34 protein-coding genes and 1 pseudogene are annotated in these 20,054 nt (G+C 54.4%); 2 read left to right on the top strand and 33 right to left on the bottom strand.

Annotated elements, in window-relative coordinates; all coding sequences use genetic code 11:
- Positions 1 to 29: 29 nt before the first annotated feature.
- Positions 30 to 857 (bottom strand): hypothetical protein, encoded by an 828-nt coding sequence (locus tag AC2FIC_RS03395; protein ID WP_496691903.1) that lies wholly within the window; start codon positions 855 to 857, stop codon positions 30 to 32.
- Between the two features lie 177 nt (positions 858 to 1,034).
- Positions 1,035 to 1,247: a DUF1127 domain-containing protein gene (locus AC2FIC_RS03390; RefSeq protein WP_496691902.1), complete on the bottom strand. Its 213-nt coding sequence runs from the start codon at positions 1,245 to 1,247 to the stop codon at positions 1,035 to 1,037.
- Positions 1,248 to 1,759: 512 nt separating this feature from the next.
- Here AC2FIC_RS03390 and AC2FIC_RS03385 point away from each other — a divergent pair.
- Positions 1,760 to 2,773 (top strand): radical SAM/SPASM domain-containing protein, encoded by a 1,014-nt coding sequence (locus AC2FIC_RS03385; protein WP_496691901.1) that lies wholly within the window; start codon positions 1,760 to 1,762, stop codon positions 2,771 to 2,773.
- A 122-nt stretch (positions 2,774 to 2,895) separates the two neighbouring features.
- Here AC2FIC_RS03385 and rpmD read toward each other — a convergent pair whose 3' ends face one another.
- The 30 genes and pseudogenes from rpmD to AC2FIC_RS03235 form a co-directional block, all read right to left on the bottom strand.
- A complete protein-coding gene (rpmD, locus tag AC2FIC_RS03380; protein ID WP_008757946.1) occupies positions 2,896 to 3,084 on the bottom strand; it encodes a 50S ribosomal protein L30 in 189 nt (62 codons plus the stop codon).
- 12 nt (positions 3,085 to 3,096) lie between these two features.
- Positions 3,097 to 3,666, bottom strand: a complete 570-nt coding sequence (gene rpsE / locus AC2FIC_RS03375) for a 30S ribosomal protein S5 (RefSeq protein ID WP_142639778.1) — start codon at positions 3,664 to 3,666, stop codon at positions 3,097 to 3,099.
- A 116-nt stretch (positions 3,667 to 3,782) separates the two neighbouring features.
- Positions 3,783 to 4,142 (bottom strand): 50S ribosomal protein L18, encoded by a 360-nt coding sequence (gene rplR / locus AC2FIC_RS03370; protein WP_142639780.1) that lies wholly within the window; start codon positions 4,140 to 4,142, stop codon positions 3,783 to 3,785.
- 11 nt (positions 4,143 to 4,153) lie between these two features.
- Positions 4,154 to 4,687 carry a 50S ribosomal protein L6 gene (gene rplF, locus AC2FIC_RS03365; protein ID WP_058272374.1) on the bottom strand — a complete coding sequence of 178 codons (534 nt, stop codon included), beginning with the start codon at positions 4,685 to 4,687 and terminating at the stop codon, positions 4,154 to 4,156.
- A 12-nt stretch (positions 4,688 to 4,699) separates the two neighbouring features.
- The gene (rpsH, locus tag AC2FIC_RS03360; protein WP_142639782.1) at positions 4,700 to 5,092 is read right to left on the bottom strand and encodes a 30S ribosomal protein S8; all 393 of its coding nucleotides are present in this window, start codon (positions 5,090 to 5,092) and stop codon (positions 4,700 to 4,702) included.
- A 13-nt stretch (positions 5,093 to 5,105) separates the two neighbouring features.
- Positions 5,106 to 5,411, bottom strand: a complete 306-nt coding sequence (gene rpsN / locus AC2FIC_RS03355) for a 30S ribosomal protein S14 (protein WP_142639784.1) — start codon at positions 5,409 to 5,411, stop codon at positions 5,106 to 5,108.
- A gap of 19 nt (positions 5,412 to 5,430) precedes the next feature.
- On the bottom strand, positions 5,431 to 5,991 hold the full coding sequence (rplE, locus tag AC2FIC_RS03350; protein ID WP_142639786.1) for a 50S ribosomal protein L5: 561 nt from the start codon (positions 5,989 to 5,991) through the stop codon (positions 5,431 to 5,433).
- Positions 5,984 to 6,295 (bottom strand): 50S ribosomal protein L24, encoded by a 312-nt coding sequence (rplX, locus tag AC2FIC_RS03345; RefSeq protein ID WP_142639787.1) that lies wholly within the window; start codon positions 6,293 to 6,295, stop codon positions 5,984 to 5,986. The genes rplE and rplX overlap by 8 nt, the downstream gene beginning before the upstream one ends.
- Positions 6,296 to 6,297: 2 nt before the next feature.
- On the bottom strand, positions 6,298 to 6,666 hold the full coding sequence (rplN, locus tag AC2FIC_RS03340; protein WP_005621870.1) for a 50S ribosomal protein L14: 369 nt from the start codon (positions 6,664 to 6,666) through the stop codon (positions 6,298 to 6,300).
- Positions 6,667 to 6,742: 76 nt separating this feature from the next.
- Positions 6,743 to 6,973: a 30S ribosomal protein S17 gene (rpsQ, locus tag AC2FIC_RS03335; protein WP_037311742.1), complete on the bottom strand. Its 231-nt coding sequence runs from the start codon at positions 6,971 to 6,973 to the stop codon at positions 6,743 to 6,745.
- 4 nt (positions 6,974 to 6,977) lie between these two features.
- Positions 6,978 to 7,184 carry a 50S ribosomal protein L29 gene (rpmC, locus tag AC2FIC_RS03330; protein WP_074736205.1) on the bottom strand — a complete coding sequence of 69 codons (207 nt, stop codon included), beginning with the start codon at positions 7,182 to 7,184 and terminating at the stop codon, positions 6,978 to 6,980.
- Positions 7,185 to 7,428: 244 nt separating this feature from the next.
- Entirely contained in the window at positions 7,429 to 8,040 is a 612-nt protein-coding gene (locus AC2FIC_RS03325) for a hypothetical protein (protein WP_142639789.1), read from the bottom strand.
- A 171-nt stretch (positions 8,041 to 8,211) separates the two neighbouring features.
- Positions 8,212 to 8,418, bottom strand: coding sequence for a cold-shock protein (locus AC2FIC_RS03320; RefSeq protein WP_010437077.1), 207 nt, complete (start codon positions 8,416 to 8,418; stop codon positions 8,212 to 8,214).
- A 203-nt stretch (positions 8,419 to 8,621) separates the two neighbouring features.
- Positions 8,622 to 9,242 carry a 2OG-Fe(II) oxygenase family protein gene (locus AC2FIC_RS03315; RefSeq protein WP_496691900.1) on the bottom strand — a complete coding sequence of 207 codons (621 nt, stop codon included), beginning with the start codon at positions 9,240 to 9,242 and terminating at the stop codon, positions 8,622 to 8,624.
- A gap of 141 nt (positions 9,243 to 9,383) precedes the next feature.
- Positions 9,384 to 9,797, bottom strand: coding sequence for a 50S ribosomal protein L16 (gene rplP, locus AC2FIC_RS03310; RefSeq protein WP_085823145.1), 414 nt, complete (start codon positions 9,795 to 9,797; stop codon positions 9,384 to 9,386).
- A 12-nt stretch (positions 9,798 to 9,809) separates the two neighbouring features.
- Positions 9,810 to 10,520: a 30S ribosomal protein S3 gene (gene rpsC, locus AC2FIC_RS03305; RefSeq protein ID WP_037311761.1), complete on the bottom strand. Its 711-nt coding sequence runs from the start codon at positions 10,518 to 10,520 to the stop codon at positions 9,810 to 9,812.
- Positions 10,520 to 10,900, bottom strand: coding sequence for a 50S ribosomal protein L22 (rplV, locus tag AC2FIC_RS03300; RefSeq protein WP_039538267.1), 381 nt, complete (start codon positions 10,898 to 10,900; stop codon positions 10,520 to 10,522). Before rplV ends, rpsC begins: the two co-directional genes overlap by 1 nt.
- A 3-nt stretch (positions 10,901 to 10,903) precedes the next feature.
- Positions 10,904 to 11,182, bottom strand: a complete 279-nt coding sequence (rpsS, locus tag AC2FIC_RS03295; RefSeq protein WP_005980699.1) for a 30S ribosomal protein S19 — start codon at positions 11,180 to 11,182, stop codon at positions 10,904 to 10,906.
- Between the two features lie 3 nt (positions 11,183 to 11,185).
- Positions 11,186 to 12,028: a 50S ribosomal protein L2 gene (gene rplB, locus AC2FIC_RS03290; protein ID WP_271951974.1), complete on the bottom strand. Its 843-nt coding sequence runs from the start codon at positions 12,026 to 12,028 to the stop codon at positions 11,186 to 11,188.
- A 179-nt stretch (positions 12,029 to 12,207) separates the two neighbouring features.
- Entirely contained in the window at positions 12,208 to 12,801 is a 594-nt protein-coding gene (locus AC2FIC_RS03285) for a Swt1 family HEPN domain-containing protein (RefSeq protein ID WP_496691899.1), read from the bottom strand.
- Positions 12,794 to 13,537 (bottom strand): DUF5343 domain-containing protein, encoded by a 744-nt coding sequence (locus AC2FIC_RS03280; RefSeq protein WP_496691898.1) that lies wholly within the window; start codon positions 13,535 to 13,537, stop codon positions 12,794 to 12,796. Before AC2FIC_RS03280 ends, AC2FIC_RS03285 begins: the two co-directional genes overlap by 8 nt.
- A gap of 149 nt (positions 13,538 to 13,686) precedes the next feature.
- Entirely contained in the window at positions 13,687 to 13,863 is a 177-nt protein-coding gene (locus tag AC2FIC_RS03275; protein WP_176797675.1) for a hypothetical protein, read from the bottom strand.
- Positions 13,864 to 13,943: 80 nt separating this feature from the next.
- Positions 13,944 to 14,978 (bottom strand): fatty acid desaturase, encoded by a 1,035-nt coding sequence (locus AC2FIC_RS03270; protein WP_496691897.1) that lies wholly within the window; start codon positions 14,976 to 14,978, stop codon positions 13,944 to 13,946.
- Positions 14,979 to 15,148: 170 nt separating this feature from the next.
- A complete protein-coding gene (locus tag AC2FIC_RS03265; RefSeq protein ID WP_142639794.1) occupies positions 15,149 to 15,445 on the bottom strand; it encodes a 50S ribosomal protein L23 in 297 nt (98 codons plus the stop codon).
- Entirely contained in the window at positions 15,442 to 16,059 is a 618-nt protein-coding gene (rplD, locus tag AC2FIC_RS03260) for a 50S ribosomal protein L4 (protein ID WP_050605826.1), read from the bottom strand. Before rplD ends, AC2FIC_RS03265 begins: the two co-directional genes overlap by 4 nt.
- Positions 16,056 to 16,781: a 50S ribosomal protein L3 gene (gene rplC, locus AC2FIC_RS03255; protein WP_271951966.1), complete on the bottom strand. Its 726-nt coding sequence runs from the start codon at positions 16,779 to 16,781 to the stop codon at positions 16,056 to 16,058. Before rplC ends, rplD begins: the two co-directional genes overlap by 4 nt.
- Before the next feature lie 18 nt (positions 16,782 to 16,799).
- Positions 16,800 to 17,114 carry a 30S ribosomal protein S10 gene (rpsJ, locus tag AC2FIC_RS03250; RefSeq protein WP_008756422.1) on the bottom strand — a complete coding sequence of 105 codons (315 nt, stop codon included), beginning with the start codon at positions 17,112 to 17,114 and terminating at the stop codon, positions 16,800 to 16,802.
- Between the two features lie 192 nt (positions 17,115 to 17,306).
- On the bottom strand, positions 17,307 to 17,966 hold the full coding sequence (locus AC2FIC_RS03245; RefSeq protein WP_142639798.1) for a hypothetical protein: 660 nt from the start codon (positions 17,964 to 17,966) through the stop codon (positions 17,307 to 17,309).
- 155 nt (positions 17,967 to 18,121) lie between these two features.
- Positions 18,122 to 18,223, bottom strand: a pseudogene (locus tag AC2FIC_RS03240) (EF-Tu C-terminal domain-related protein); the annotation flags it as partial.
- 44 nt (positions 18,224 to 18,267) lie between these two features.
- On the bottom strand, positions 18,268 to 19,020 hold the full coding sequence (locus AC2FIC_RS03235) for an FkbM family methyltransferase (RefSeq protein ID WP_271951961.1): 753 nt from the start codon (positions 19,018 to 19,020) through the stop codon (positions 18,268 to 18,270).
- A gap of 256 nt (positions 19,021 to 19,276) precedes the next feature.
- On the opposite strand from AC2FIC_RS03235, the gene AC2FIC_RS03230 reads away from it, so the two are divergent.
- Positions 19,277 to 19,618 (top strand): RidA family protein, encoded by a 342-nt coding sequence (locus tag AC2FIC_RS03230; RefSeq protein ID WP_142639802.1) that lies wholly within the window; start codon positions 19,277 to 19,279, stop codon positions 19,616 to 19,618.
- A gap of 253 nt (positions 19,619 to 19,871) precedes the next feature.
- Here the strand turns inward: AC2FIC_RS03230 and AC2FIC_RS03225 are convergent.
- The coding region (locus AC2FIC_RS03225) for an EF-Tu C-terminal domain-related protein (RefSeq protein ID WP_496691896.1) at positions 19,872 to 20,054 on the bottom strand (183 nt) is incomplete at its 5' end.

The following is a 20,054-nucleotide window of genomic DNA, read 5'->3' as shown; positions in this document are numbered from 1 at the left end:
AGTTTTGAAGTGAACAACACCCAAACTGTCTAGCCTTCAGCATTTTGGATTGGCGCGTCCAGTGGATTAATCCGGTGTTTGGCCAGAAGCTTACCCACCAGGCTATCTGGATCTGGCAGGCCATTATACCTGTTCCTAAGGATCGAACGCATCCGGCGACCATAAAAGTGAATGGAAACTGTGTCCTCGTGGAAGAACCTGGATAAATCGGCGTTTGGGCGTGCCAAAGCGCGCCGTCTGGTAAAGTTCACCGGATAGAACACATGCTCAGGCAGAACAAATTGGTGTTCGCCGGTTTGCCGTAAAGCCCAGGCAAAGGCTGACGGACCCCATGCGCCCCAATATTGCGCGGGCACATTGATCGGATCACCTGCATCCTGTGCCGCACGAAGGGGTTCCTGATATCGTTTGGGCAGCCATGGCGGAATCCGATACGGGTCCGTTGTATATTCGATGAGCAGATCCAGCGCCGGGCTGTCTGACGGAATGCCCAATACGCCGATCGCAATCTCTCCTTCGAGCATTCCGTAAAAATGCCCGGTCTCCGTTGTGAAAGGACGCATGCAATAGGCGTCCGTATCCGCCCATATCAAATCGGGCTCCTGCGCCAACATGCGGTATCGGAACTTGTCCGAATGCGGCGCCGGGCTACCAGTACGGCTATGCGCAATGAATTCTGTGCCAGGCATCACATCGCGCGCATCGCGGGTATCCACACCTTCAGGTATCCCGGAGACATTCCCATAGGTGTAGAGGCGAACGGATTGACCGGTATCCAGATAGGATTTGATGCAGAGCTGCTCGAGAAAGCTCAGCGGGCCATCCACCCACAACATGCCGATCTGGTAGTCTCGCACTGTGTCAGCCTCGTCATCGCGTTATTGGGACATAGCCCCCTCTAATAATTCTCATGGAAAATTTCCAAACGATCCACAATGCAGAGCGACCAATTTCACCGTGCCTGTGCCTTTCAAGCACGCAGAATCAAAAGAGGCGCCAAATGGCGCCTCGGTGTTGTTCATCCTGCCAGGTTTTCAGCAGTAGACGTGCTTATGCGCAATATCACTTATATCGCACCGGCGGATACCAATGTCGTTCAGTTCACGATCAGTCAGGTTCTGAAGCTCTGAATAGGTGCGGCCGAATTCGGCGCGCAGGGCATAGGCCTCTTTCACGCGTGCGATCAGAGTTGCGATGCGGGCGGTCAGACCAAAGCCTTCGCGGGAAAAAGTTGCTGTGTTTGCCATTTCTATATTCCTTTCTAAACCGGAGCGTATTCTCCAGATTTCGTTTGCGTTCCTATTTGGGACAAAGCTCAAATAAGAACGCCAGATAACGCTAACAACAGAAGATTCGGTCTGGCCGGTATGCATTGGGGGAATGGCAGCGAAAACACTGTTTAGACATCCCACTACAGGCTTTCGTTGAAATAGACCTGTGGATTTCTCGGCTAAAGATAAGATCTATCAAATTTATATATTTTAATATCTTTTTTCTTTTACGGACCCATATTTTCACTATTCTATCACATATCCGTGAACTATCGGGCTATTTCGGCCTGTTTTACCATTTTCGCCTCGCACGTTTAGGGCGTCCTCGACTTCATGAATGAGGATACTCCATGCCTTTGGTTTCAAGCGTTATTAGAAGGTTGCGCTGGATTCAGCGCCGTCCTTCCTTGAAGCAATCGGCAAACCTGTTGCGCAACGTTCGGGGCTATCTTCTTCACTCTCAACAAGCCGCCCCGCTGCCGTCTCTGGTGAAAATTGATATTTCGCCGCTGTGCTCACTAGCCTGTCCACATTGCGTCCATGCGAACCCGTCCCGACGCAACCGGCCATTACTCAGCGATCAGAATTTCGGAAAGCAGGACAAACTCAGCCTGCAGCAGTACCGGCATATCATTGGCCAGATCAAAGATCGCGCGCTTGGTGTAAGCCTGTTCTACTATGGCGATCCTCTGGCACACCCTGACCTCAACGACATGATCCGGGCCACGACCGCAGCCGGTTTGGAAAGCCATATCACCACCCATTTCAGCTATCGGCTAAAAGCCGAGAGGATTCATGACCTGGTCGATGCCGGGCTTAGCCATATCACAATCTCAGTTGATGGCGCGACGCAGGAAAGCTTTCAGGTTACCCGTGTTCGCGGACGCCTGGATTTCGTTCTGAACAACCTGCGACTACTGGCTGGCTATAAAAAGAGGAAGGGTCTGAAATCTCCGTTCATAGAAATACAGCATATCTCTTTCCCCCATCACGCCGAGGATGAACTGGATCAGGTGAAGGCCATCGTAGACGAGATTGGTATCGACGCCTTTACCACGTTTGAAGGGCTACGGTTCGATGCAAATGGAGATCTGTACAACGTCGTAGACGACGATCCCGATCGGATTGAAAATGGCCCGCCCCTGTCATCATCCCTCACCCCAAGGTGCCATTGGCCCCACAGCAGCACGGTCATTCGCTTTGATGGCGATGTGATTCCCTGCTGTCTCTGGCGATCCGGCCGCCAATATGTTTCCGACAAGAACCGTGATCCGCATGTGTTGGGAAATGTTTTCGACGAACCACTTGAAACCATCTGGAACAACGAAAAATACAAAGCTCTGCGCCGGCAGGTCTGGAACCCGCGTGCTCATTCCAAACGCGAAGCAGCAGCCAGTTTTTGCGATGGATGCCCTAGGCTGTACGAAAAACCAGGCAGAGAACCTTCGTTGCGCCATGAAGTCGACATTGAGTTTGCAGAAAAAAAGGCGCTCGGGTCATAGCCGAGTTTGCGCCGAGGCACTGAACAGCACCATAAGACGAGCCGGAAAAAAAACGACCGGCCAAACAAGAAAACGCCCCCGATCAGATCGGAGGCGTTTTTAAGTCTTCAAAGAACTCGCGATTAGCCGCGTTCTTCGATGATCTCTACCAGATGCGGGATCTTGTTGACCATGCCGCGGACCGAAGGAGTATCCTCCAGCTCACGGGTTTTGTGCATCTTGTTCAAGCCCAGACCGATCAGGGTCGCGCGCTGTTCGGCGGGGCGGCGGATCGGGGAACCGATCTGCTTGACGACGATGGTTTTTGCCATGGGTCGCTCTCCTTATGCTTCTGCTTCAGCAGCAACAGGCGCTTCGTCCCGCTTGGGCAGGATGTCAGCAACTTTCTTGCCGCGACGCTGTGCAACCGAACGCGGGCTCTGCTCTTTTTGCAGGCCGTTGATGGTGGCGCGGATCATGTTGTACGGGTTCTGCGAGCCCAACGACTTGGACACAACGTCCTTGACGCCCAGCATTTCGAACACAGCACGCATCGGACCACCGGCGATGATACCAGTACCTTCAGGTGCCGAGCGCATAACCACTTTACCGGCGCCGTGACGGCCTTCGATATCGTGGTGCAGGGTCCGACCTTCGCGCAGCTGCACGCGGATCATCTGACGCTTGGCTTGTTCAGTTGCCTTACGGATGGCCTCGGGTACTTCTTTAGCTTTACCCTTGCCAAAGCCGACGCGGCCCTTCTGATCGCCGACAACCACCAGAGCGGCGAAGCCAAAGCGCTTACCACCTTTTACGGTTTTCGACACGCGGTTGATCGCGACCAGACGGTCTGCGAATTCCGGAGTTTCGTCGCGGTCGCGGCCACGGCCCCGACGGTTTTCACGTTCTGCCATTTGGCATCCCTTTTCTCATGTGGCGCATTGCGGCGCCGTTGTTTCAATCCAAGTGAGCCTCGACTATTGCCGAGGCCCCCGGATCATCGGGGCAGCTGAGGCGCTGCCCGCAAGTCTTAGATCTTCAGACCACCTTCACGCGCAGCGTCGGCGACAGCCTTCACTTTGCCGTGGAACAGGAAGCCGCCACGATCGAAATAAGCCTCTTCGACGCCTGCCTTCTTGGCACGCTCGGCGATGGCTGCGCCCACTTTCGTAGCCGCTTCGACGTTGTTTGTGCCAACTACACCCAGATCTTTTTCCAGGGTCGAGGCCGAGGCCAGGGTCACACCACGAACGTCGTCGATCAGCTGAGCGCTGATGTTCTTGTTCGAACGGTGAACCGACAGGCGTACACGACCTGCATTGACCTTGCGAAGTTTGTTCCGAACGCGCAGGCGGCGCTTCAGAAACAGGGTTCTTTTGCTGTTTGCCATTGTTTGCGTCCTTACTTCTTCTTGCCTTCTTTGCGGAAGATGAATTCGCCCTTATAGCGGATACCCTTGCCTTTATACGGCTCGGGACGGCGCCATTCGCGGATTTTCGCCGCGACTTCGCCCACCTGCTGCTGGTCGTTACCTTCCACAATGATCACGGTCTGCTTCGGTGCGGTGATGGTGACACCTTCCGGAGCAACGAAATCAACGTCGTGGCTGTAGCCCAGGTTCAGCTTCAGGGTGTTCCCCTGCATCTGAGCCCGGTAACCAACACCCTGGATCTCCAGCTCTTTTTTGAAGCCTTCGGTCACACCGGTTACCAGATTGGCAACCATGGTGCGGCTCATGCCCCATTGCTGGCGGGCACGTTTGGACATGCCACGCGGGTTGATTTGAACCACATTGTCTTCGACCGACAGCGTAACGTCATCAGTCGCAGTGAAGCTACGGGCACCTTTCGGGCCTTTGACTTCGATGGTCTGGCCGGAAACCGAGGCGGTTACACCGCTGGGCAGTTCGACCGGACGTTTACCAATACGAGACATTGACAGACCTCCTTAGAAGACGGTGCAGAGCACTTCGCCGCCAACATTGTTGGAGCGTGCATTCTGGTCCGACATCACACCTTTCGGAGTGCTGACAATCGACACACCCAGACCCTGACGGACCTGCGGGATGTCATTGACGCCCATGTATACGCGACGACCGGGCTTGGAGACCCGCTTCAACTCGCGAATGACAGGGGTGCCTTCGTAGTATTTCAGGCTGATTTCGATGGCCGGATGACCGTTTTCACCGGTCATCTTTTCGTAGCCACGGATGTAACCTTCGTCCGCCAGCACGTCCAGAACCCAGGCGCGCAGTTTCGACGCCGGAGTGTTTACAGTGGACTTGCCGCGCATTTGCGCGTTGCGGATACGGGTGAGCATATCGCCGATAGGATCGTTCATATCTATGTCTCCCTTACCAGCTCGATTTCACCATGCCGGGGATCTGACCTGCAGAACCCAGCTCGCGCAGCATGATACGGCTGACCTTCAGCTTACGATAGTAAGCATGAGGACGACCTGTCAGCTGACAGCGGTTGTGAAGACGAGTTGCCGAGCTGTTGCGCGGCAGTTTCGCCAGTTTCAGACGCGCTTTGAAACGCTCTTCCATCGGCTTGCTCTCGTCATTCGCGATTTCTTTCAGCTCGGCACGCTTTGCGGCATATTTGGCCACCAGGCGTTCGCGCTTCTTCTCGCGTTCGATCATTGCTTTTTTAGCCATGTCTCAATCCTCCCGGCGCTTAAGCGTTGAACGGCATGTTGAACGCTTTCAACAGGCTTTTCGCTTCAGCGTCGGTTTTCGCTGTGGTGGCAATTACGATATCCAGGCCCCAGACCTCGTCGACCTTGTCGAAGTCGATTTCCGGGAACACGATGTGCTCTTTCATGCCCATGGCAAAGTTGCCACGACCATCGAAAGAAGGCTTAACACCGCGGAAGTCACGAACGCGCGGCAGCGCGATGGTGATCAGACGATCCAGGAATTCATACATCCGGTCACCGCGCAGGGTAACTTTCGCACCCAGCGGCATGTCTTCACGGACGCGGAAACCCGCGATCGACTTCTTCGCCAGTGTTGCAACAGCCTTTTGGCCTGCAATCGCGGTCAGATCTTCAACAGCGGCTTTCGCCTTCTTCGAGTCTCTGACGGCCTCTGCACCACAACCGATGTTCAGAACGATCTTTTCCAGCTTGGGCAGCTGCATATCGCTCTTGTAACCGAACTCTTCTTTCAGAGCGGCACGGATGGTTTCAGCGTACTGAGCTTTCAGACGCGGGGTGTAGGTTGCGGTATCAAGCATCGATCACGTCCCCCGTGGTCTTGGCAAAACGAACCTTCTTGTCACCTTCCATGCGGAAGCCAACGCGGGTTGCTTTACCGTTTTTGTCCAGCAGAGCCAGGTTCGACAGCTCAATCGGGTTTGCCTGAGGCAGGCGACCACCTTGCGAGGTCTGCGACTGGCGGGTGTGGCGAATGGCGATGTTCACGCCATCAACAACGGCTTTACCGGCTTTCGGGTCGACCGAGGTGATAGTTCCCTCTTTGCCCTTGTCCTTGCCAGCCAGCACGACGACCTTGTCGCCTTTGCGGAGTTTAGCAGCCATGATTACAGCACCTCCGGAGCAAGCGAGATGATTTTCATGAAGTTCTTCGCGCGCAGTTCACGAACAACAGGGCCAAAGATACGGGTACCTACGGGCTCGTTGTTGTTGTTCAGAATGACGGCGGCGTTGCGATCGAAACGGATCGCGGTGCCGTCTTCGCGACGGACTTCTTTGGCGGTGCGTACGACGACGGCCTTACGGACGTCACCTTTCTTTACGCGGCCGCGTGGGATGGCTTCCTTCACCGAGACGACAATGATGTCGCCTACAGAGGCGTATTTACGCTTGGAACCACCCAGGACCTTGATGCACTGAACTCGGCGTGCGCCGGAGTTGTCAGCGACATCCAGATTGGTCTGCATCTGGATCATGTGGTTTCTCCCGACCTGTGGGGGCTGGTCTTGTTAGATCCCCCAGGGTTTCGACAAATGGGAAAATCCCGGAGGCTTACGCTTCCAGAACTTCCCAACGTTTCGTCTTCGATTTCGGCGCGCATTCGATGATGCGAACTGTATCGCCGACCTTGAAGGCGTTCTTTTCATCGTGAGCCCGGTATTTCTTGGACTTACGGATGGTTTTCTTCAGAACCGGATGCGTAAAGCGGCGCTCGACGGATACGGTTACAGTCTGTGCGTTGGCATCGCTCGTTACGGTGCCGGAAAGGATACGCTTAGGCATAGGATTACTCCTCCGATGCCGCAGCAGCGGCCTTTTCGTTCAGGATGGTTTTAACGCGGGCGGCGTTGCGGCGGGCCGCTTTGATGCCAGCGGTGCTTTCCATCTGACCGGTTGCCTGTTGAAAGCGCAGGTTAAAGCTTTCTTTCTTCAGGTTGGCCAGTTCCTCGCGGAGCTGGTCAGGGGTCTTGTCACGCAGTTCTTGGGCGTTCATCGCCTTTTCCTTTGCTCAAAACACCAGAAGGCCCCTATGCAGGGTCACCTTTGACCTGGTGGATGAATGATAGACATACGAATCCCCCGACTCGGCCGGGGGAACGCAAGATGCCGCTCTATAGGGGGTTCTGGGGTGGGTGGCAAGGGAAAGTATGGAGGATTGATCGAGAGGCCGTTTTTAGCGCTCTGCTCACTTGAGCAACCAGCGACGGGCACGAGATGTTTGAACCGAATTTGGAAGCCTATTCGCTCTTGGAGCGAATTCCATCGAAACCTCTTCCCCAAACCAATCCAGAGTTCGGCAGCATATGCGCCTGCTTCAAAACTATCTTTAACTCTGGAGAATACAGCACCTTTACCGTTCGTTCGTCATCCCCTGATACATGCTCACGCACCAGAACTTCCCAAACTTTGTATTTACACGTTCCAACCCGTTCAATTCGATTTTTCTGGAACTCAACCGTTACAGTGCCGAGTAAGGCTTCTTTATCGCCATCTTGTATCGTGAAGCCTGACTGCCACTCTTTTTGCTGCTCTAGGTCATCTAAGGAACTAACTGATTGCTCGTATGAACGCTTTGAGGCGGTGAACTTCATAAAGGTCTCGCCGAACAGCAAAGGATGCGCGTAGTGGCTAGCGAAACCTATGCGCCTAGAGTCTTCGGTTCTCAACTCAACGACAAACCCCGTCTCAACAACGGTTTGAACTCGTAAAAGCCATGTTCCGCCATAGTCCAACCAGACGCCTTTACCGACATCTACACGGGTTGGGCACGTCGCAAGTGCAGGTGCGACGGCCAACGCCAAAAAAAGTGAAACCGCTAGTACAACCTTTGCTGGTTTTGGCGCGCCCATGGTTTACTCCCACAAAATAAAAAAGCTGGCATTAATCCCGCCACCCTAGGCCTCGTTGACAGGTGCGTTGAATGCACCAGCCATTACAGCATGTAGACATCCCACTCACAAACGCAAAACGCGGCCTCGTTTGCACGAGACCGCGTCTTCAACTGTCTAAGTCTGAGTGACTTACGCCAGAGCGATGTTCACAGCCGACTCACGACCGTCACGGCCGGGTTCGATGTCGAACGTTACTTTCTGGTCGTCGGCCAGGCCGGTCAGACCCGAGCGCTCGACAGCAGAGATGTGTACAAACACGTCTTTGCCACCGGTCTCCGGTGCGATGAAGCCAAAACCTTTAGTTGTGTTGAACCATTTTACGGTGCCGTTGGCCATATCCGTAGTCTCCTAGTAAATTGCTGTCCGCGGAATTGCGACAGCGCGGCGTTGTCGGTCTGGATCGAAAGACTGAACGCCGATATTCGGGAGACAGTGGTCGAAAAAGAAAAACGTAAGCGCCCCCCACATCGTTTATCTGACGACACAATGCAAGAACTTTTCACACATTCCTTTGAATCAGAGTCCCTTAAACGACCGTGCTAGTCCCATTTATAGTTAAAGCTGACGGAAATCCGCTCATCCTCGGCCATGTTCATCGGCACCTCGTGGCGCAACCAGCTCTCCCATAGCAAAACATCGCCAACCTGAGGCTTCACATAGATAAATGGCTGCAGGTCCCGACGGCCCCCTTTCATACGCGTGGGCGCTGCCATCATGCGGCCCGAGCGCGGGTCTTCAAGCTTCAGCGCGCTAGCGCCTTCGGGCATCGAAACATAAGTCGTGCCCGAGATCACGCTGTGTGGGTGCAGGTGGCTGGAGTGCATTCCGCCCTCGGGCAAAATGTTGATCCAAAGGTCTTCAAGCTTTAGTTCACCCTCACCCAGATCAAACTCCAGATCCTTAGCAAAAGCTGCAACGTGCTGGTCCAGCACCTTAACCAGATCAGCAAAGATCGGAAACCGCCAGGGCAGATCCGTCAGCGAGGCATAGCTGGTATAACCGGGATAGCCGTTTTCTTCGCACCATTCCTGCCCGGCCTCATCATCCTCGGCGATGACAAGACAGGAGCTTTCCAGCTCCTCCGGGTCGATCTTGGGATCAAACTCGGACAAAGCTGCGCGATAGAGACGGGTGACAAAAAGTGATTCAATCTGTGCCATGGGCCTGTCTTAAACCAGCCTCTCGATGAAGGCGATGGGTGTTTTGCGAGGCTGTGGCGGAGCAACGCCCTCAAACCAAAAACCCCCGCCGGTTTCCCGACGGGGGTCAATCTTGTCGCGAGCGGGGTCGCCCCCAATCGCTTACCAGTCTTCGCGAACCACGACGCGAGTCTTGATCGGCAGCTTCATCGCAGCCAGGCGCAGGGCCTCGCGGGCGATGTCGTCATTGACGCCGTCGATTTCGAACATCACGCGGCCAGGCTTGACTTTGCATGCCCAGCGGTCGACCGAACCTTTACCTTTACCCATACGAACTTCGATCGGCTTAGCCGTAACCGGAGTGTCGGGGAAGATGCGGATCCAGACACGGCCCTGACGCTTCATGTGACGCGTCATGGCACGACGTGCAGCTTCGATCTGGCGTGCAGTTACACGCTCAGGCTCAAGAGCTTTCAGTCCATAGGTGCCAAAGTTCAGATCAGAGCCGCCCTTGGCTTCACCCTTGATCCGGCCTTTGTGCATCTTGCGGAATTTAGTACGCTTTGGTTGAAGCATATCTTTCCCTCCTTAGCGACGACCGCCACCAGCACCACGAGGTGCAGGGCCGTCCTGGAGTTCCTGTGCTTTACGGTCACGTGCCTGCGGATCGTGCTCCATGATCTCACCTTTGAAGATCCAGACCTTGATCCCGATGATCCCATAAGGAGTCATCGCTTCGGCTTGTGCGTAATCGATGTCGGCGCGCAGCGTGTGCAGAGGCACACGGCCTTCGCGGTACCACTCGGTCCGTGCGATTTCGGCGCCACCCAGACGGCCAGCGACGTTCACCCGGATACCCAGAGAGCCCATACGCATGGCGTTCTGAACAGACCGCTTCATCGCGCGACGGAACGAAACCCGGCGCTCCAGCTGCTGAGCGATAGACTCGGCAACCAGCTGTGCGTCAAGCTCGGGCTTGCGCACTTCGACGATGTTCAGGTGCAATTCGCTGTCTGTCATCAGAGCGATTTTCTTGCGCAGAACTTCAATGTCCGCGCCTTTCTTGCCGATGATGACACCCGGACGTGCAGTGTGGATCGTAACGCGGCACTTCTTGTGCGGACGTTCGATGATCACACGGGCGATGCCGGCTTGCTTGCACTCTTTGTTGATGAACTCACGGATCTTCAGATCTTCCAGCAGAAGATCACCGTAGTCCTTGGTGTCGGCGTACCAGCGGCTGTCCCAGGTGCGGTTCACCTGCAGGCGCATGCCGATCGGATTTACTTTATGACCCATTAGGCTTGCTCCTCAACTTGACGCACCTTGATGGTGATCTCCGAGAACGGCTTCATGATCTTGCCGAAACGGCCACGGGCCCGGGGGCGACCGCGTTTCATGACCAGGTTCTTACCAACCCATGCTTCGGCAACGATCAGCTCGTCGACGTCCAGGTTGTGGTTGTTCTCAGCGTTGGCGATTGCGGACTGCAGGCACTTTTTGACGTCCTGCGCGACACGCTTGTTCGAGAAAGTCAGGTCGGTCAGAGCCTTCTCAACTTTCTTGCCGCGGATCATCTGCGCAACCAGGTTCAGTTTCTGCGGGCTGGTACGGAGCATGCGCGTTTTTGCCATTGCTTCGTTTTCAGCCACGCGGCGGGGGTTCTTTTCCTTGCCCATGACTTACTTCCGTTTCGCTTTTTTGTCAGCGGCGTGACCGTAATAGGTACGAGTTGGCGAATACTCACCGAACTTCTGACCGATCATGTCTTCCGAGACGTTGACGGGGATATGCTTCTGGCCGTTGTACACACCAAAGGTCAGACCCACGAACTGGGGCAGAATGGTGGAACGACGCGACCAGATTTTGATAACTTCGTTGCGGCCCGACTCGCGCGCTGCTTCGGCTTTTTTCAGCACGTAAGCATCGACGAAAGGACCCTTCCAAACAGAGCGAGACATGGATTAACGTCCCTTCTTCTTGGCGTGCCGCGAGCGGATGATCAGCTTCTGGGACGCTTTGTTTTTGTTGCGAGTACGCTTACCCTTGGTGTCCTTACCCCAAGGCGTAACCGGTGTACGGCCACCCGAGGTACGGCCTTCACCACCACCGTGCGGGTGATCGATCGGGTTCATTGCGACACCACGAACCGACGGACGCACGCCTTTGTGGCGCATACGACCGGCTTTACCGAGGTTCTGGTTGCTGTTGTCGGGGTTGGACACGGCACCAACGGTGGCCATGCATTCCTGACGAACCATGCGCAGCTCGCCCGAGCTCAGACGGATCTGAGCATAACCGCCATCGCGGCCGACGAATTGCGCGTAAGTACCGGCCGCACGTGCGATCTGACCGCCTTTACCAGGCTTCATCTCGATGTTGTGCACGATGGTACCAATAGGCATACCCGAGAACGGCATTGCGTTGCCCGGCTTGATGTCGGCCTTGGCCGAAGCCACAACCTTGTCACCAATAGCCAGACGCTGCGGAGCCAGGATATATGCCTGCTCGCCGTCTTCGTATTTTACCAGTGCGATAAACGCGGTCCGGTTCGGGTCATATTCGATCCGCTCGACGGTTGCCGCGACATCAAATTTATTCCGTTTGAAGTCAACGATCCGGTAGAGACGCTTTGCGCCACCGCCGCGGCGGCGTGAAGTGATCCGTCCGGTGTTGTTCCGGCCGCCCGATTTGGTCAAACCCTCAGTGAGAGACTTGACCGGACGTCCTTTCCAAAGCTCCGAACGGTCGATCAGCACCAGCCCGCGCTGGCCCGGCGTCGTCGGCTTGTACGACTTGAGTGCCATGCTTTCTGTCTTCCGTTTAGCAAGTGCGAGGCATTGCCCCGCTATGTGATAGGCCCCCGTAGGTGCCAAGGGTATAGGGCCCCGAAGGTCCCCGGTTACAAATATCAGAAGCCCCGGAACGAATCCGAGGCCGCAAGATTGGGTGCGTTTAGCAGTGTTGGGGGTGGGTGTCCAGCCAGTTATGACATGAGTTTGAACCAAGATCGGACGGCCAGATTCAACCTGTCTTGTTCTAGCTCGTCAGTTGGATTGCAGTGGGCTATTGGCCCTCTGAGAAGATTGAGTTGATTGGTGATATTACTGACAGCAGTTTTTGATGAGAAAACCGGATCGAAGACATCCCAATTGTCTGTAATAAGCTGAGATAACTCTCCAAAAGTAGTATAGTCGATGAGATTGAATGATCTTGGCGTTATTCCGCTATCGACTTCTTTTTGATGCCTCTGTTGCGCTGGTTTTCTGACCCTATCTTCATGAACTCTGGTGCTTAGCCACCAGTCCGCTCCTTCTGCTTCAACCATCGTATCTTTCACCAAACGGCGAATCGAGTTTTCTAAGCAATAGAAAACCTCATAGAACTCAGACATTCTCGCTGCTTCTTGCCTAAGGCTAGCTTCAAACTGTTCATAGTCTGAAGCCTTTCTACTTTTTGCTTTACTGGGCTTTAGCCCCAACTCAACGCCCTGCTCGTTTTCAATAGCCTCTAGGTCAGTTACTATCTGGAGCCCCGTCATACCAAAGGCCCGGATCAATCCATCTGGCCTCTTAGGCATCATCTTCCCTCAACAAGTTTTCTTTCAAGCTTTTAAAAATGGCATTGAAAACGGCTTGATCTGAAGTAGCGGGTAAGTTGAGGTTAATCGTGTACCCTAAGTTCAACCCGATGCCCTTTGCTGCTGAACCGTGATCACTATCATGTCGAGGCTGTGCCACCGATACACTGCTACCCAATTCGACATTTTCCACTTCTTCGGTTTGAAGTTCGGGTTCATCACCATCAAAACTCGCAATATTTTTCAAAGCCTTGATGCAGTTGAACGCGTATTTTACGGGATTGGAATCGTGGGCTTGCCCTGTTTCCTCAACTAGCAGCCCTAGCAACTTCTCATCGCTCAGCTCGTGCATGTACTCACTTCTTACATACAAAGGTGCGTACGCTAGACGAATACCTTGAGCTACAGCGTGCCCCGAAGTAGTTGGGTTTCGAAATTTCGTGTACAGCTCAGTCGGTCTACCGTCGCCCGACGCAAATCCTATCTTTTTTAAGAATGTAGTCATTTGGTCGCCGGAACCGCCCGGGATCTTCAAGATGGTTTTTACAAAATCTTGACTTACGCGATCAGGAACCGCAGCGCTCTTTATGGCGTCCAGAGCTTTCTCAATGTTACCTGCCGAAGTAATGTATGGTAGCGAGGCCACTATCTTCTCCATTAAATTGAATGGAAAGAAACTACGCAGCTTCTCGTAGAACCGCAATTGACTTCTAGCAAGCAGTTCAAATGCAAACAAAAAAACCCGCTTTCGCGGGGATCTTTATCTCTCTCCAAAGGCGGACTCGTTCTGAAACCGCAAGACACGCACGCCAATGTCGTTCCCCTCTTCCAGAGTCACATGTGCTTTTCCAACGTCTTGCCGCTTGCCCAACCGGCCTCGCACGATCACTTCTTGTCGCGCGCGGCCTTCTCTTCCTTGGTTAGCTTGGCGTTCCAAACATTTTTGCTCAAACCCAGCTCAGCGGGCGCAGGTTTGGTTTTGCCGATGCTGACTTTGCCTCCTTTATCCAGGAACTCCTGAATAAGGGCCTCATCTGTTGTTTCTTTGGGGACATGTTTCATAAGAGCGACCGTATCCGCATCACACGCCGGGGGCAACGACCGGATTTCTGGCTATCGTTCGCACCCTCTGAGCAGGCCCGTCACCCATACAGCGCGCGCGCTTCGGCAAAGGACAGCAGGCGGCGGTTCTTTTCATCCCACAGGTGCAGCCGCGCGTTGGCGAGGCTCTCGCGGATGGTCATCCGGTTGCTGTTGGCCAATTCGTCATGATCCCGCAGCACTTCGGTCAGGCGATAGAACGGGATGCGACTGTACAGATGGTGTACGTGGTGGATGCCGATATTGGCCGTGAACCACTGCAATACGGATGGCAGGATGTAATGCGAGCTGCCGTGCAGGGCGGCCTCGTGCAGTTGCCAGTCCTGATCAGGGTCCCATTGCGTCTCTTCGAATTGGTGTTGGACATAGAACAACCAAACGCCAGCGGTCGCGGCGATCAGGGTCGAAGGCAGGAAAATCAGCAGAACCGGCATCAGGCCACCAAAATAGTAGATGGCCCCCAGTGCGGCCAGAATGGCCAGATTCGTCGCCATCGCGCTGACCCAGAATTTCGGAATACCGGTCAAGCCAAGCGGGAGGCGGTTTTGAAACAGGAACAGATAGCCGGGCCCAAAGCCAAACAGGGTGATCGGGTGGCGATAGAGCCGGTAAAACAACCGGTTCAAGGGCGTCAGCGCCCGGTATTCGGCCACAGTCAGCGTATGGATGTCTCCCATCCCGCGCTTATCCAGATTGCCAGATGAGTTGTGATGCGAGGAATGTGTGCGCCGCCAAACATCGTAAGGCGTCAGCGTCAGCACCCCGAGCCCCCGACCGACCCAGTCACTGACCGTCCGGTTCGTAAAAAATGCCCCGTGACCGCAATCATGCTGAATGGCAAACAGGCGCAGCAGAAAGGCCGCGTTCAGAACCGAGATCGCAAGCGCTAGCCAATAGCTCACCGACAAAGACATCCAAGCCAAGGCCCAAAGCGCTATGAAGGGAACACAGGTAACCCCCAGCTCGAACCAGCTACGCGGTTGGCTTGGCTCCCGATATTTGGCCAGCGTCGACACCCAGTCCCGCGCGACAGTCACATCCGGGTTGTCCCGGGTCGAGAGAGTGGATTGGGTCATGCGCCTGCCATATCGTTTGTTTGTTCCATACCGGATAGACGACCCCACCGGCATAGCAATCATTTTCTGTTCGAGACGCTGGGAATGGCGCTCAACTTTTGGTGTCACTACCTAAAGAAAAACCCCCGCTTTCGCGGGGGTCTTAATGGTTTGTCCAAAGACAGGCCCGATCAAAGACCGGTGGAAATGTCGATGGTGTTACCCTCTTCAAGGGTCACATATGCTTTTTTGACGTCTTTCCGCTTGCCCAACTGGCCGCGGAACCGCTTGACCTTACCTTTGGTCACAGAGGTGTTCACCGCTTTGACCTTCACACCAAACAGTGCCTCAACGGCCTCTTTGATCTGTGGCTTGTTGCTGTCAATCGCAACCTCAAAGACAACCGCGCCGTTTTCGGACGCCATGGTCGACTTTTCGGTGATGATCGGCTTGCGGATCACGTCGTAGTGTTCTGCCTTCGCGCTCATTTCAGTCGAGCCTCCAGTGCTTCGACAGCCGCTTTGGTGAGCACCAGAGTGTCACGCTTGAGGATGTCATAAACGTTTGCACCCATCGACGGCAGGATATCCAGACCTTCGATGTTGCGCGACGCCTTCAGGAACCCTTCGTTCACGGTCGCCCCGTCGATGACCAGAGCGCGTTTCCAACCCAGGTTTGCAACCTGCTTGGCCAGAGCGGCGGTCTTGCCTTCGGCTTCGGCGTTCTCGATCACGACCAGTTCACCAGCTGCCATTTTGGCAGACAGCGCGTGGCGCAGACCAAGTTTACGGAACTTTTTCGGCAGGTCATGACCATGCGAACGTACGACCGGACCTTTGTAAACGCCACCACCCCGGAAGATCGGTGCCGAACGGGCGCCGTGGCGTGCGCCACCGGTGCCTTTTTGGCGATAGATCTTCTTGGTTGAGTAGGACACTTCCGAGCGGGTCTTGACCTTGTGGGTGCCAGCCTGCGCGTTGTTACGCTGCCAACGGACCACACGGTGCAGGATGTCCGCGCGCGGCTCGAGGCCGAACAGGTCCGCATCCAGCTCGATGTTGCCGGCTTTGCCGCCGTCCAGTTTGATTACATCAAGTTTCATGCTTCACCACCTTCCGCGGGAACTTCTTCCGCAGGTGCTTCGGTTGCAGCCGATTTCACAGCAGCCGGGAAAGGCAGGCCTTCCGGTGCTTTCTTCTTGACGGCGTCCTTGACGGTAACCCAACCGGATTTCGGTCCGGGAACGGCGCCTTTGATGAAGACCAGACCACGGTCGGCGTCGGTTTTGACGACTTCCAGGTTCTGGGTGGTTACACGGGCAGCACCCATGTGACCGGCCATCTTTTTGCCTTTGAAAACTTTGCCCGGATCCTGACACTGGCCAGTTGAACCGTGCGAACGGTGGCTGATCGAAACACCGTGCGAGGCGCGAAGACCACCGAAGTTCCAGCGCTTCATTGCACCGGCAAAGCCTTTACCGATCGAAGTACCCGAAACGTCAACTTTCTGACCTTCCAGGAAATGTTCTGCCGAAATCTCGGCGCCAACTTCAATCAAGCCATCTTCAGAGACGCGGAACTCGACCAGCTTACGCTTGGGTTCAACCTTGGCAGCGGCATAGTGACCGCGCATGGCTTTCGAGGTGCGTTTTGCCTTGGCAGCACCGGCACCCAGCTGAACAGCAGTATAGCCGTCCTTCTCGTCCGTGCGCTGTGCAACAACCTGCAGGTTGTCCAGGTGAAGAACGGTCACAGGGATCTGCTTGCCGTCTTCCATGAACAGGCGGGTCATGCCGACTTTTTTTGCGATAATACCAGAGCGCATAATCTATACCCTCCGATCTTACGACTGCAGCTTGATCTCGACGTCCACACCAGCAGCGAGGTCGAGCTTCATCAGCGCGTCAACGGTCTGGGGGGTCGGATCAACGATGTCGAGCAGACGCTTGTGCGTACGGATCTCGAACTGGTCGCGGGATTTCTTGTCGACGTGAGGACCACGGAGAACCGTGAACTTCTCGATCTTGTTCGGCAGCGGGATCGGGCCGCGCACGTTCGCGCCGGTCCGCTTGGCAGTGTTGACGATCTCTTGCGTGCTGGCATCCAGAACGCGATAGTCAAATGCCTTCAGCCGAATACGGATATTTTGGCTTTGCATAATAACAGCCTTTTATCAGGCGTTGAGGTTGAGAGGAGGACAAGCGCGCATCGCCAACCCTCATCGAACCCAAAAGGCGGGAATCACCCCGCCTTGATGTTCTTACAGAGAACTCGCGCGACCTACAGGGGTTGGTGGGGTTTGGCAAGGGGGTTTAATGTATTTCGACACGTGTAATCGATGCCGCTCCAGCTACTCACACCATTTTATCAGATTGGTATCAATTGAATGCTCAAAACACTCAGTATACGGGAGCCAAAGAAAAGCATTGCCGTCCACAATGTAAAGGCCAGTAGGTTTGTCATCAACGACAACTCCAAACCTTAGAGAGGCGGCTTCCAATTCCATCTCGCAAATGGACTTCGGCTCTAGGACAACTGAACCCGGGCCATTATACGAAGGGTACTCGACTTTGCTGGCGTCAACGCGCGAATTGATCTCAGCGTTTTCGCATTTCCGATAGAACTCTTCAGTCGCAGCGGCAATTTCTGCATACATGCTTTTTCCTATGTGTTCTTTCAGCGGAAATCCACCGTTCGCAAGAACAAACTTTTCATTGGCTTCAATCAATAGCGAACAGTTCTCTTCACTATCGAATACTGCAAGCGCTTTACCGTCAGGTTTAAGCGCTCCCTGATACCGGTTTCTAATGAAATCAACTTCGAAAACGCCAGGCAAACTGATACGTTTGAAGCTCGGATCTGAAAAGCCTGCGCCGCAATGCCAATCGGCATCCAAAGCAACGTCCCCCAGGATGGTCAGCTTTTTTCTTGAAGAAACTTGTGTCGTTTCAAGCGTGGTGCAAGCGCACAATACGAGGCAAGAGAGGATCAAAAACGTTGTTTTGTTCAAAATTTTCTCGTCAGTGTTTGTTCGTATATACGGTCCAAAAGCAGAATGCTGAGTGAGCTTAAGTCAAAACGCCAACTAAATATCAAGTTGAAAACGGAAACAGGAAAGGGCGCCCCGAGGGACGCCCTTTCCGTTTGATCATTCGCTTGCGCGACTTACTCAACAATCTTCGACACAACACCGGCGCCGACGGTGCGGCCGCCTTCGTGGATCGCAATGCGCAGGCCATCTTCCATCGCGATTGGCTCAACGCCTTCGCGGACAACACAACTCGCGTTGCATGCGGAAAGATGCCCTTAGACTATGTCTTGGCTACGCGTGCCGCCATACGTGACAGTCTGGTATCCTGATAGTCGAACACTGAGCTTTCGAAAGGGGCAAAGATGGCATCGCAATCGGTCGCTTCTGCAGACGGTGGCCTGACGAATTCGTGCAGCTCAAACCCGTGATCTGCCATCGCGGCGACAAAATCGCTGAACCTATAACCGCCATGATACCGACGCCGTACAGAGACTTCAGCCAATACAAAGGTGCATTTTTTCAGCATCTCCGATGCACCTTTAATAACCTCGATTTCAAAACCTTCCGTGTCGATTTTCAATCCGAAAGGTTCCTTGTAGGAAGACGCAATCTCATCCAGTGTTTTTACCGGGACTTGTCGCTCTTCAACTTGCGAGGTGTGCTGGATTGCCGCTTCGTCAAACTCCTGCATCGTTGCCCGTGTGCCGAGCCAACGATCGCCAACTGTTGGAATTCGAAGAGTCGTCTGTCCGCTTTCGGCACCAACTCCGCAAGCATGGAAATCAAAATCGATCTTGTCGCCCCAGTTTTTCCGTACCTTCGTTTCGTAATCCGAAATGGGCTCAACCAACACAAACTTGGCTGCGGGGAAAGCTTCGTACAAATGCTCGGTTCCCGAGGCCACCCCGACATCGAATACTGTCTCGACCTCAAAACCCAGATTACCGATATAGGCACCCGTCTCCTTCATTGGCGAAACCTGATATCCTCGCCGCTTCAGGCGTTTGGACAGTCGTTCTACGGTTTCGTCCATGTCGAAGTATCCTTCTTGCGGTTTCGCCCGATGCAATCCACTGAAACCAACTAGAGAGCACTTCAACGGCAAAAGCGCAATCTGGTATACTGTGTCGCTGGCAAGCTAGCCTAGGCGCGGCGAAATGCTATCGACCCGGGCCGTCCCCGACCAGTTCAACTTTTCTGAAAGTTACTCAAGCGGTTTCCGTTTGCCATGCGGGGCATCTTATGACCATGAACGCGTGCATCAAACAGGAAACAGCGAGATCACTCCAATGATAGAACGCATCGAAACCGGCGAGAGATCGTCCAAAATCGTTAAACATAATGGTGTGGCCTATTTGACCGGGCAAGTCGCCGAAGGTGATACCATTCAGGAACAGGTGCGTATTTGCCTTGGGAAAATTGACGACCTTCTAGAGCGCGCAGGTTCATCACGGGAAAAGATGCTGCGTGTGACCATCTGGCTGGCCGATATGAAGGACTTTGCTGGTTTGAACGAGGTCTGGAATGCTTGGGTTCCTGCAGGATACGCACCTGCGAGGGCGTGTGGCGAAGCAAAACTAGCGCGGCCCGAACTGAAGGTGGAATTCATAGTGGACGCCGCATACGACTGAAGCATGCTGCTTCTTTAGGAATTCCCCCGTCTTGAACTACCAAATTCAAACAGAAAAAGCCCGCCCCGTTTGGGGCGGGCTTTTTTTGTTTCGACGGTTAGGTCTGAGACTATTCGACGAACGATCTCATCACCGCCTCCGATCACTCAACACTCATTGGTGTACGACATGGGTGCGTCGCGGGCTTGTCGAGATCAAACGAGAAAGGGCGCCGGATGGGCGCCCTTTCCATTTGATCATTCGCTTGCGCGAATTACTCGACGATTTTCGACACAACGCCGGCGCCGACGGTGCGGCCGCCTTCGCGGATGGCGAAACGCAGGCCGTTTTCCATCGCGATCGGTGCGATCAGCTCAACCTCGAACGACACGTTGTCGCCGGGCATAACCATCTCGGTGCCAGCTGCCAGGGTCACGGTGCCGGTCACGTCAGTTGT

The organism is Ruegeria sp. CDSC079 (assembly GCF_059610505.1).
The sequence above is the reverse complement of the archived record's forward strand: the minus strand, read 5'-3'. Positions and strand labels throughout refer to the sequence as shown.

Bases quoted from the DNA above. Each gene is read 5' to 3' on its own strand.
- rplN (WP_005621870.1), bottom strand. From the start codon at position 6,666: ATGATCCAGATGCAGACCAATCTGGATGTCGCTGACAACTCCGGCGCA.
- rplX (WP_142639787.1), bottom strand. From the start codon at position 6,295: ATGGCTGCTAAACTCCGCAAAGGCGACAAGGTCGTCGTGCTGGCTGGC.
- AC2FIC_RS03285 (WP_496691899.1), bottom strand. From the start codon at position 12,801: ATGCCTAAGAGGCCAGATGGATTGATCCGGGCCTTTGGTATGACGGGG.
- rpmD (WP_008757946.1), bottom strand. From the start codon at position 3,084: ATGGCAAAAACCATCGTCGTCAAGCAGATCGGTTCCCCGATCCGCCGC.
- rpmC (WP_074736205.1), bottom strand. From the start codon at position 7,184: ATGAACGCCCAAGAACTGCGTGACAAGACCCCTGACCAGCTCCGCGAG.
- rplE (WP_142639786.1), bottom strand. From the start codon at position 5,991: ATGCTTGATACCGCAACCTACACCCCGCGTCTGAAAGCTCAGTACGCT.
- rpsN (WP_142639784.1), bottom strand. From the start codon at position 5,411: ATGGCTAAAAAAGCAATGATCGAACGCGAGAAGAAGCGCGAACGCCTG.
- AC2FIC_RS03275 (WP_176797675.1), bottom strand. From the start codon at position 13,863: ATGAAACATGTCCCCAAAGAAACAACAGATGAGGCCCTTATTCAGGAG.
- AC2FIC_RS03320 (WP_010437077.1), bottom strand. From the start codon at position 8,418: ATGGCCAACGGCACCGTAAAATGGTTCAACACAACTAAAGGTTTTGGC.
- rplB (WP_271951974.1), bottom strand. From the start codon at position 12,028: ATGGCACTCAAGTCGTACAAGCCGACGACGCCGGGCCAGCGCGGGCTG.
- AC2FIC_RS03265 (WP_142639794.1), bottom strand. From the start codon at position 15,445: ATGAGCGCGAAGGCAGAACACTACGACGTGATCCGCAAGCCGATCATC.
- rpsH (WP_142639782.1), bottom strand. From the start codon at position 5,092: ATGAACGATCCTATCGGCGATATGCTCACCCGTATCCGCAACGCGCAA.
- rpsS (WP_005980699.1), bottom strand. From the start codon at position 11,182: ATGTCTCGCTCTGTTTGGAAGGGTCCTTTCGTCGATGCTTACGTGCTG.
- rplR (WP_142639780.1), bottom strand. From the start codon at position 4,142: ATGGCAAACAGCAAAAGAACCCTGTTTCTGAAGCGCCGCCTGCGCGTT.
- AC2FIC_RS03270 (WP_496691897.1), bottom strand. From the start codon at position 14,978: ATGACCCAATCCACTCTCTCGACCCGGGACAACCCGGATGTGACTGTC.
- AC2FIC_RS03230 (WP_142639802.1), top strand. From the start codon at position 19,277: ATGATAGAACGCATCGAAACCGGCGAGAGATCGTCCAAAATCGTTAAA.
- rpsQ (WP_037311742.1), bottom strand. From the start codon at position 6,973: ATGCCTAAGCGTATCCTTTCCGGCACCGTAACGAGCGATGCCAACGCA.
- AC2FIC_RS03315 (WP_496691900.1), bottom strand. From the start codon at position 9,242: ATGGCACAGATTGAATCACTTTTTGTCACCCGTCTCTATCGCGCAGCT.
- rplD (WP_050605826.1), bottom strand. From the start codon at position 16,059: ATGAAACTTGATGTAATCAAACTGGACGGCGGCAAAGCCGGCAACATC.
- rpsC (WP_037311761.1), bottom strand. From the start codon at position 10,520: ATGGGTCATAAAGTAAATCCGATCGGCATGCGCCTGCAGGTGAACCGC.
- rpsE (WP_142639778.1), bottom strand. From the start codon at position 3,666: ATGGCAGAACGTGAAAACCGTCGGGGCCGTGGCCGCGACCGCGACGAA.
- rpsJ (WP_008756422.1), bottom strand. From the start codon at position 17,114: ATGCAAAGCCAAAATATCCGTATTCGGCTGAAGGCATTTGACTATCGC.
- rplF (WP_058272374.1), bottom strand. From the start codon at position 4,687: ATGTCTCGTATTGGTAAACGTCCGGTCGAACTGCCCAGCGGTGTAACC.
- AC2FIC_RS03390 (WP_496691902.1), bottom strand. From the start codon at position 1,247: ATGGCAAACACAGCAACTTTTTCCCGCGAAGGCTTTGGTCTGACCGCC.
- rplC (WP_271951966.1), bottom strand. From the start codon at position 16,781: ATGCGCTCTGGTATTATCGCAAAAAAAGTCGGCATGACCCGCCTGTTC.
- rplV (WP_039538267.1), bottom strand. From the start codon at position 10,900: ATGGGCAAGGAAAAGAACCCCCGCCGCGTGGCTGAAAACGAAGCAATG.
- rplP (WP_085823145.1), bottom strand. From the start codon at position 9,797: ATGCTTCAACCAAAGCGTACTAAATTCCGCAAGATGCACAAAGGCCGG.
- AC2FIC_RS03235 (WP_271951961.1), bottom strand. From the start codon at position 19,020: ATGGACGAAACCGTAGAACGACTGTCCAAACGCCTGAAGCGGCGAGGA.
- AC2FIC_RS03325 (WP_142639789.1), bottom strand. From the start codon at position 8,040: ATGGGCGCGCCAAAACCAGCAAAGGTTGTACTAGCGGTTTCACTTTTT.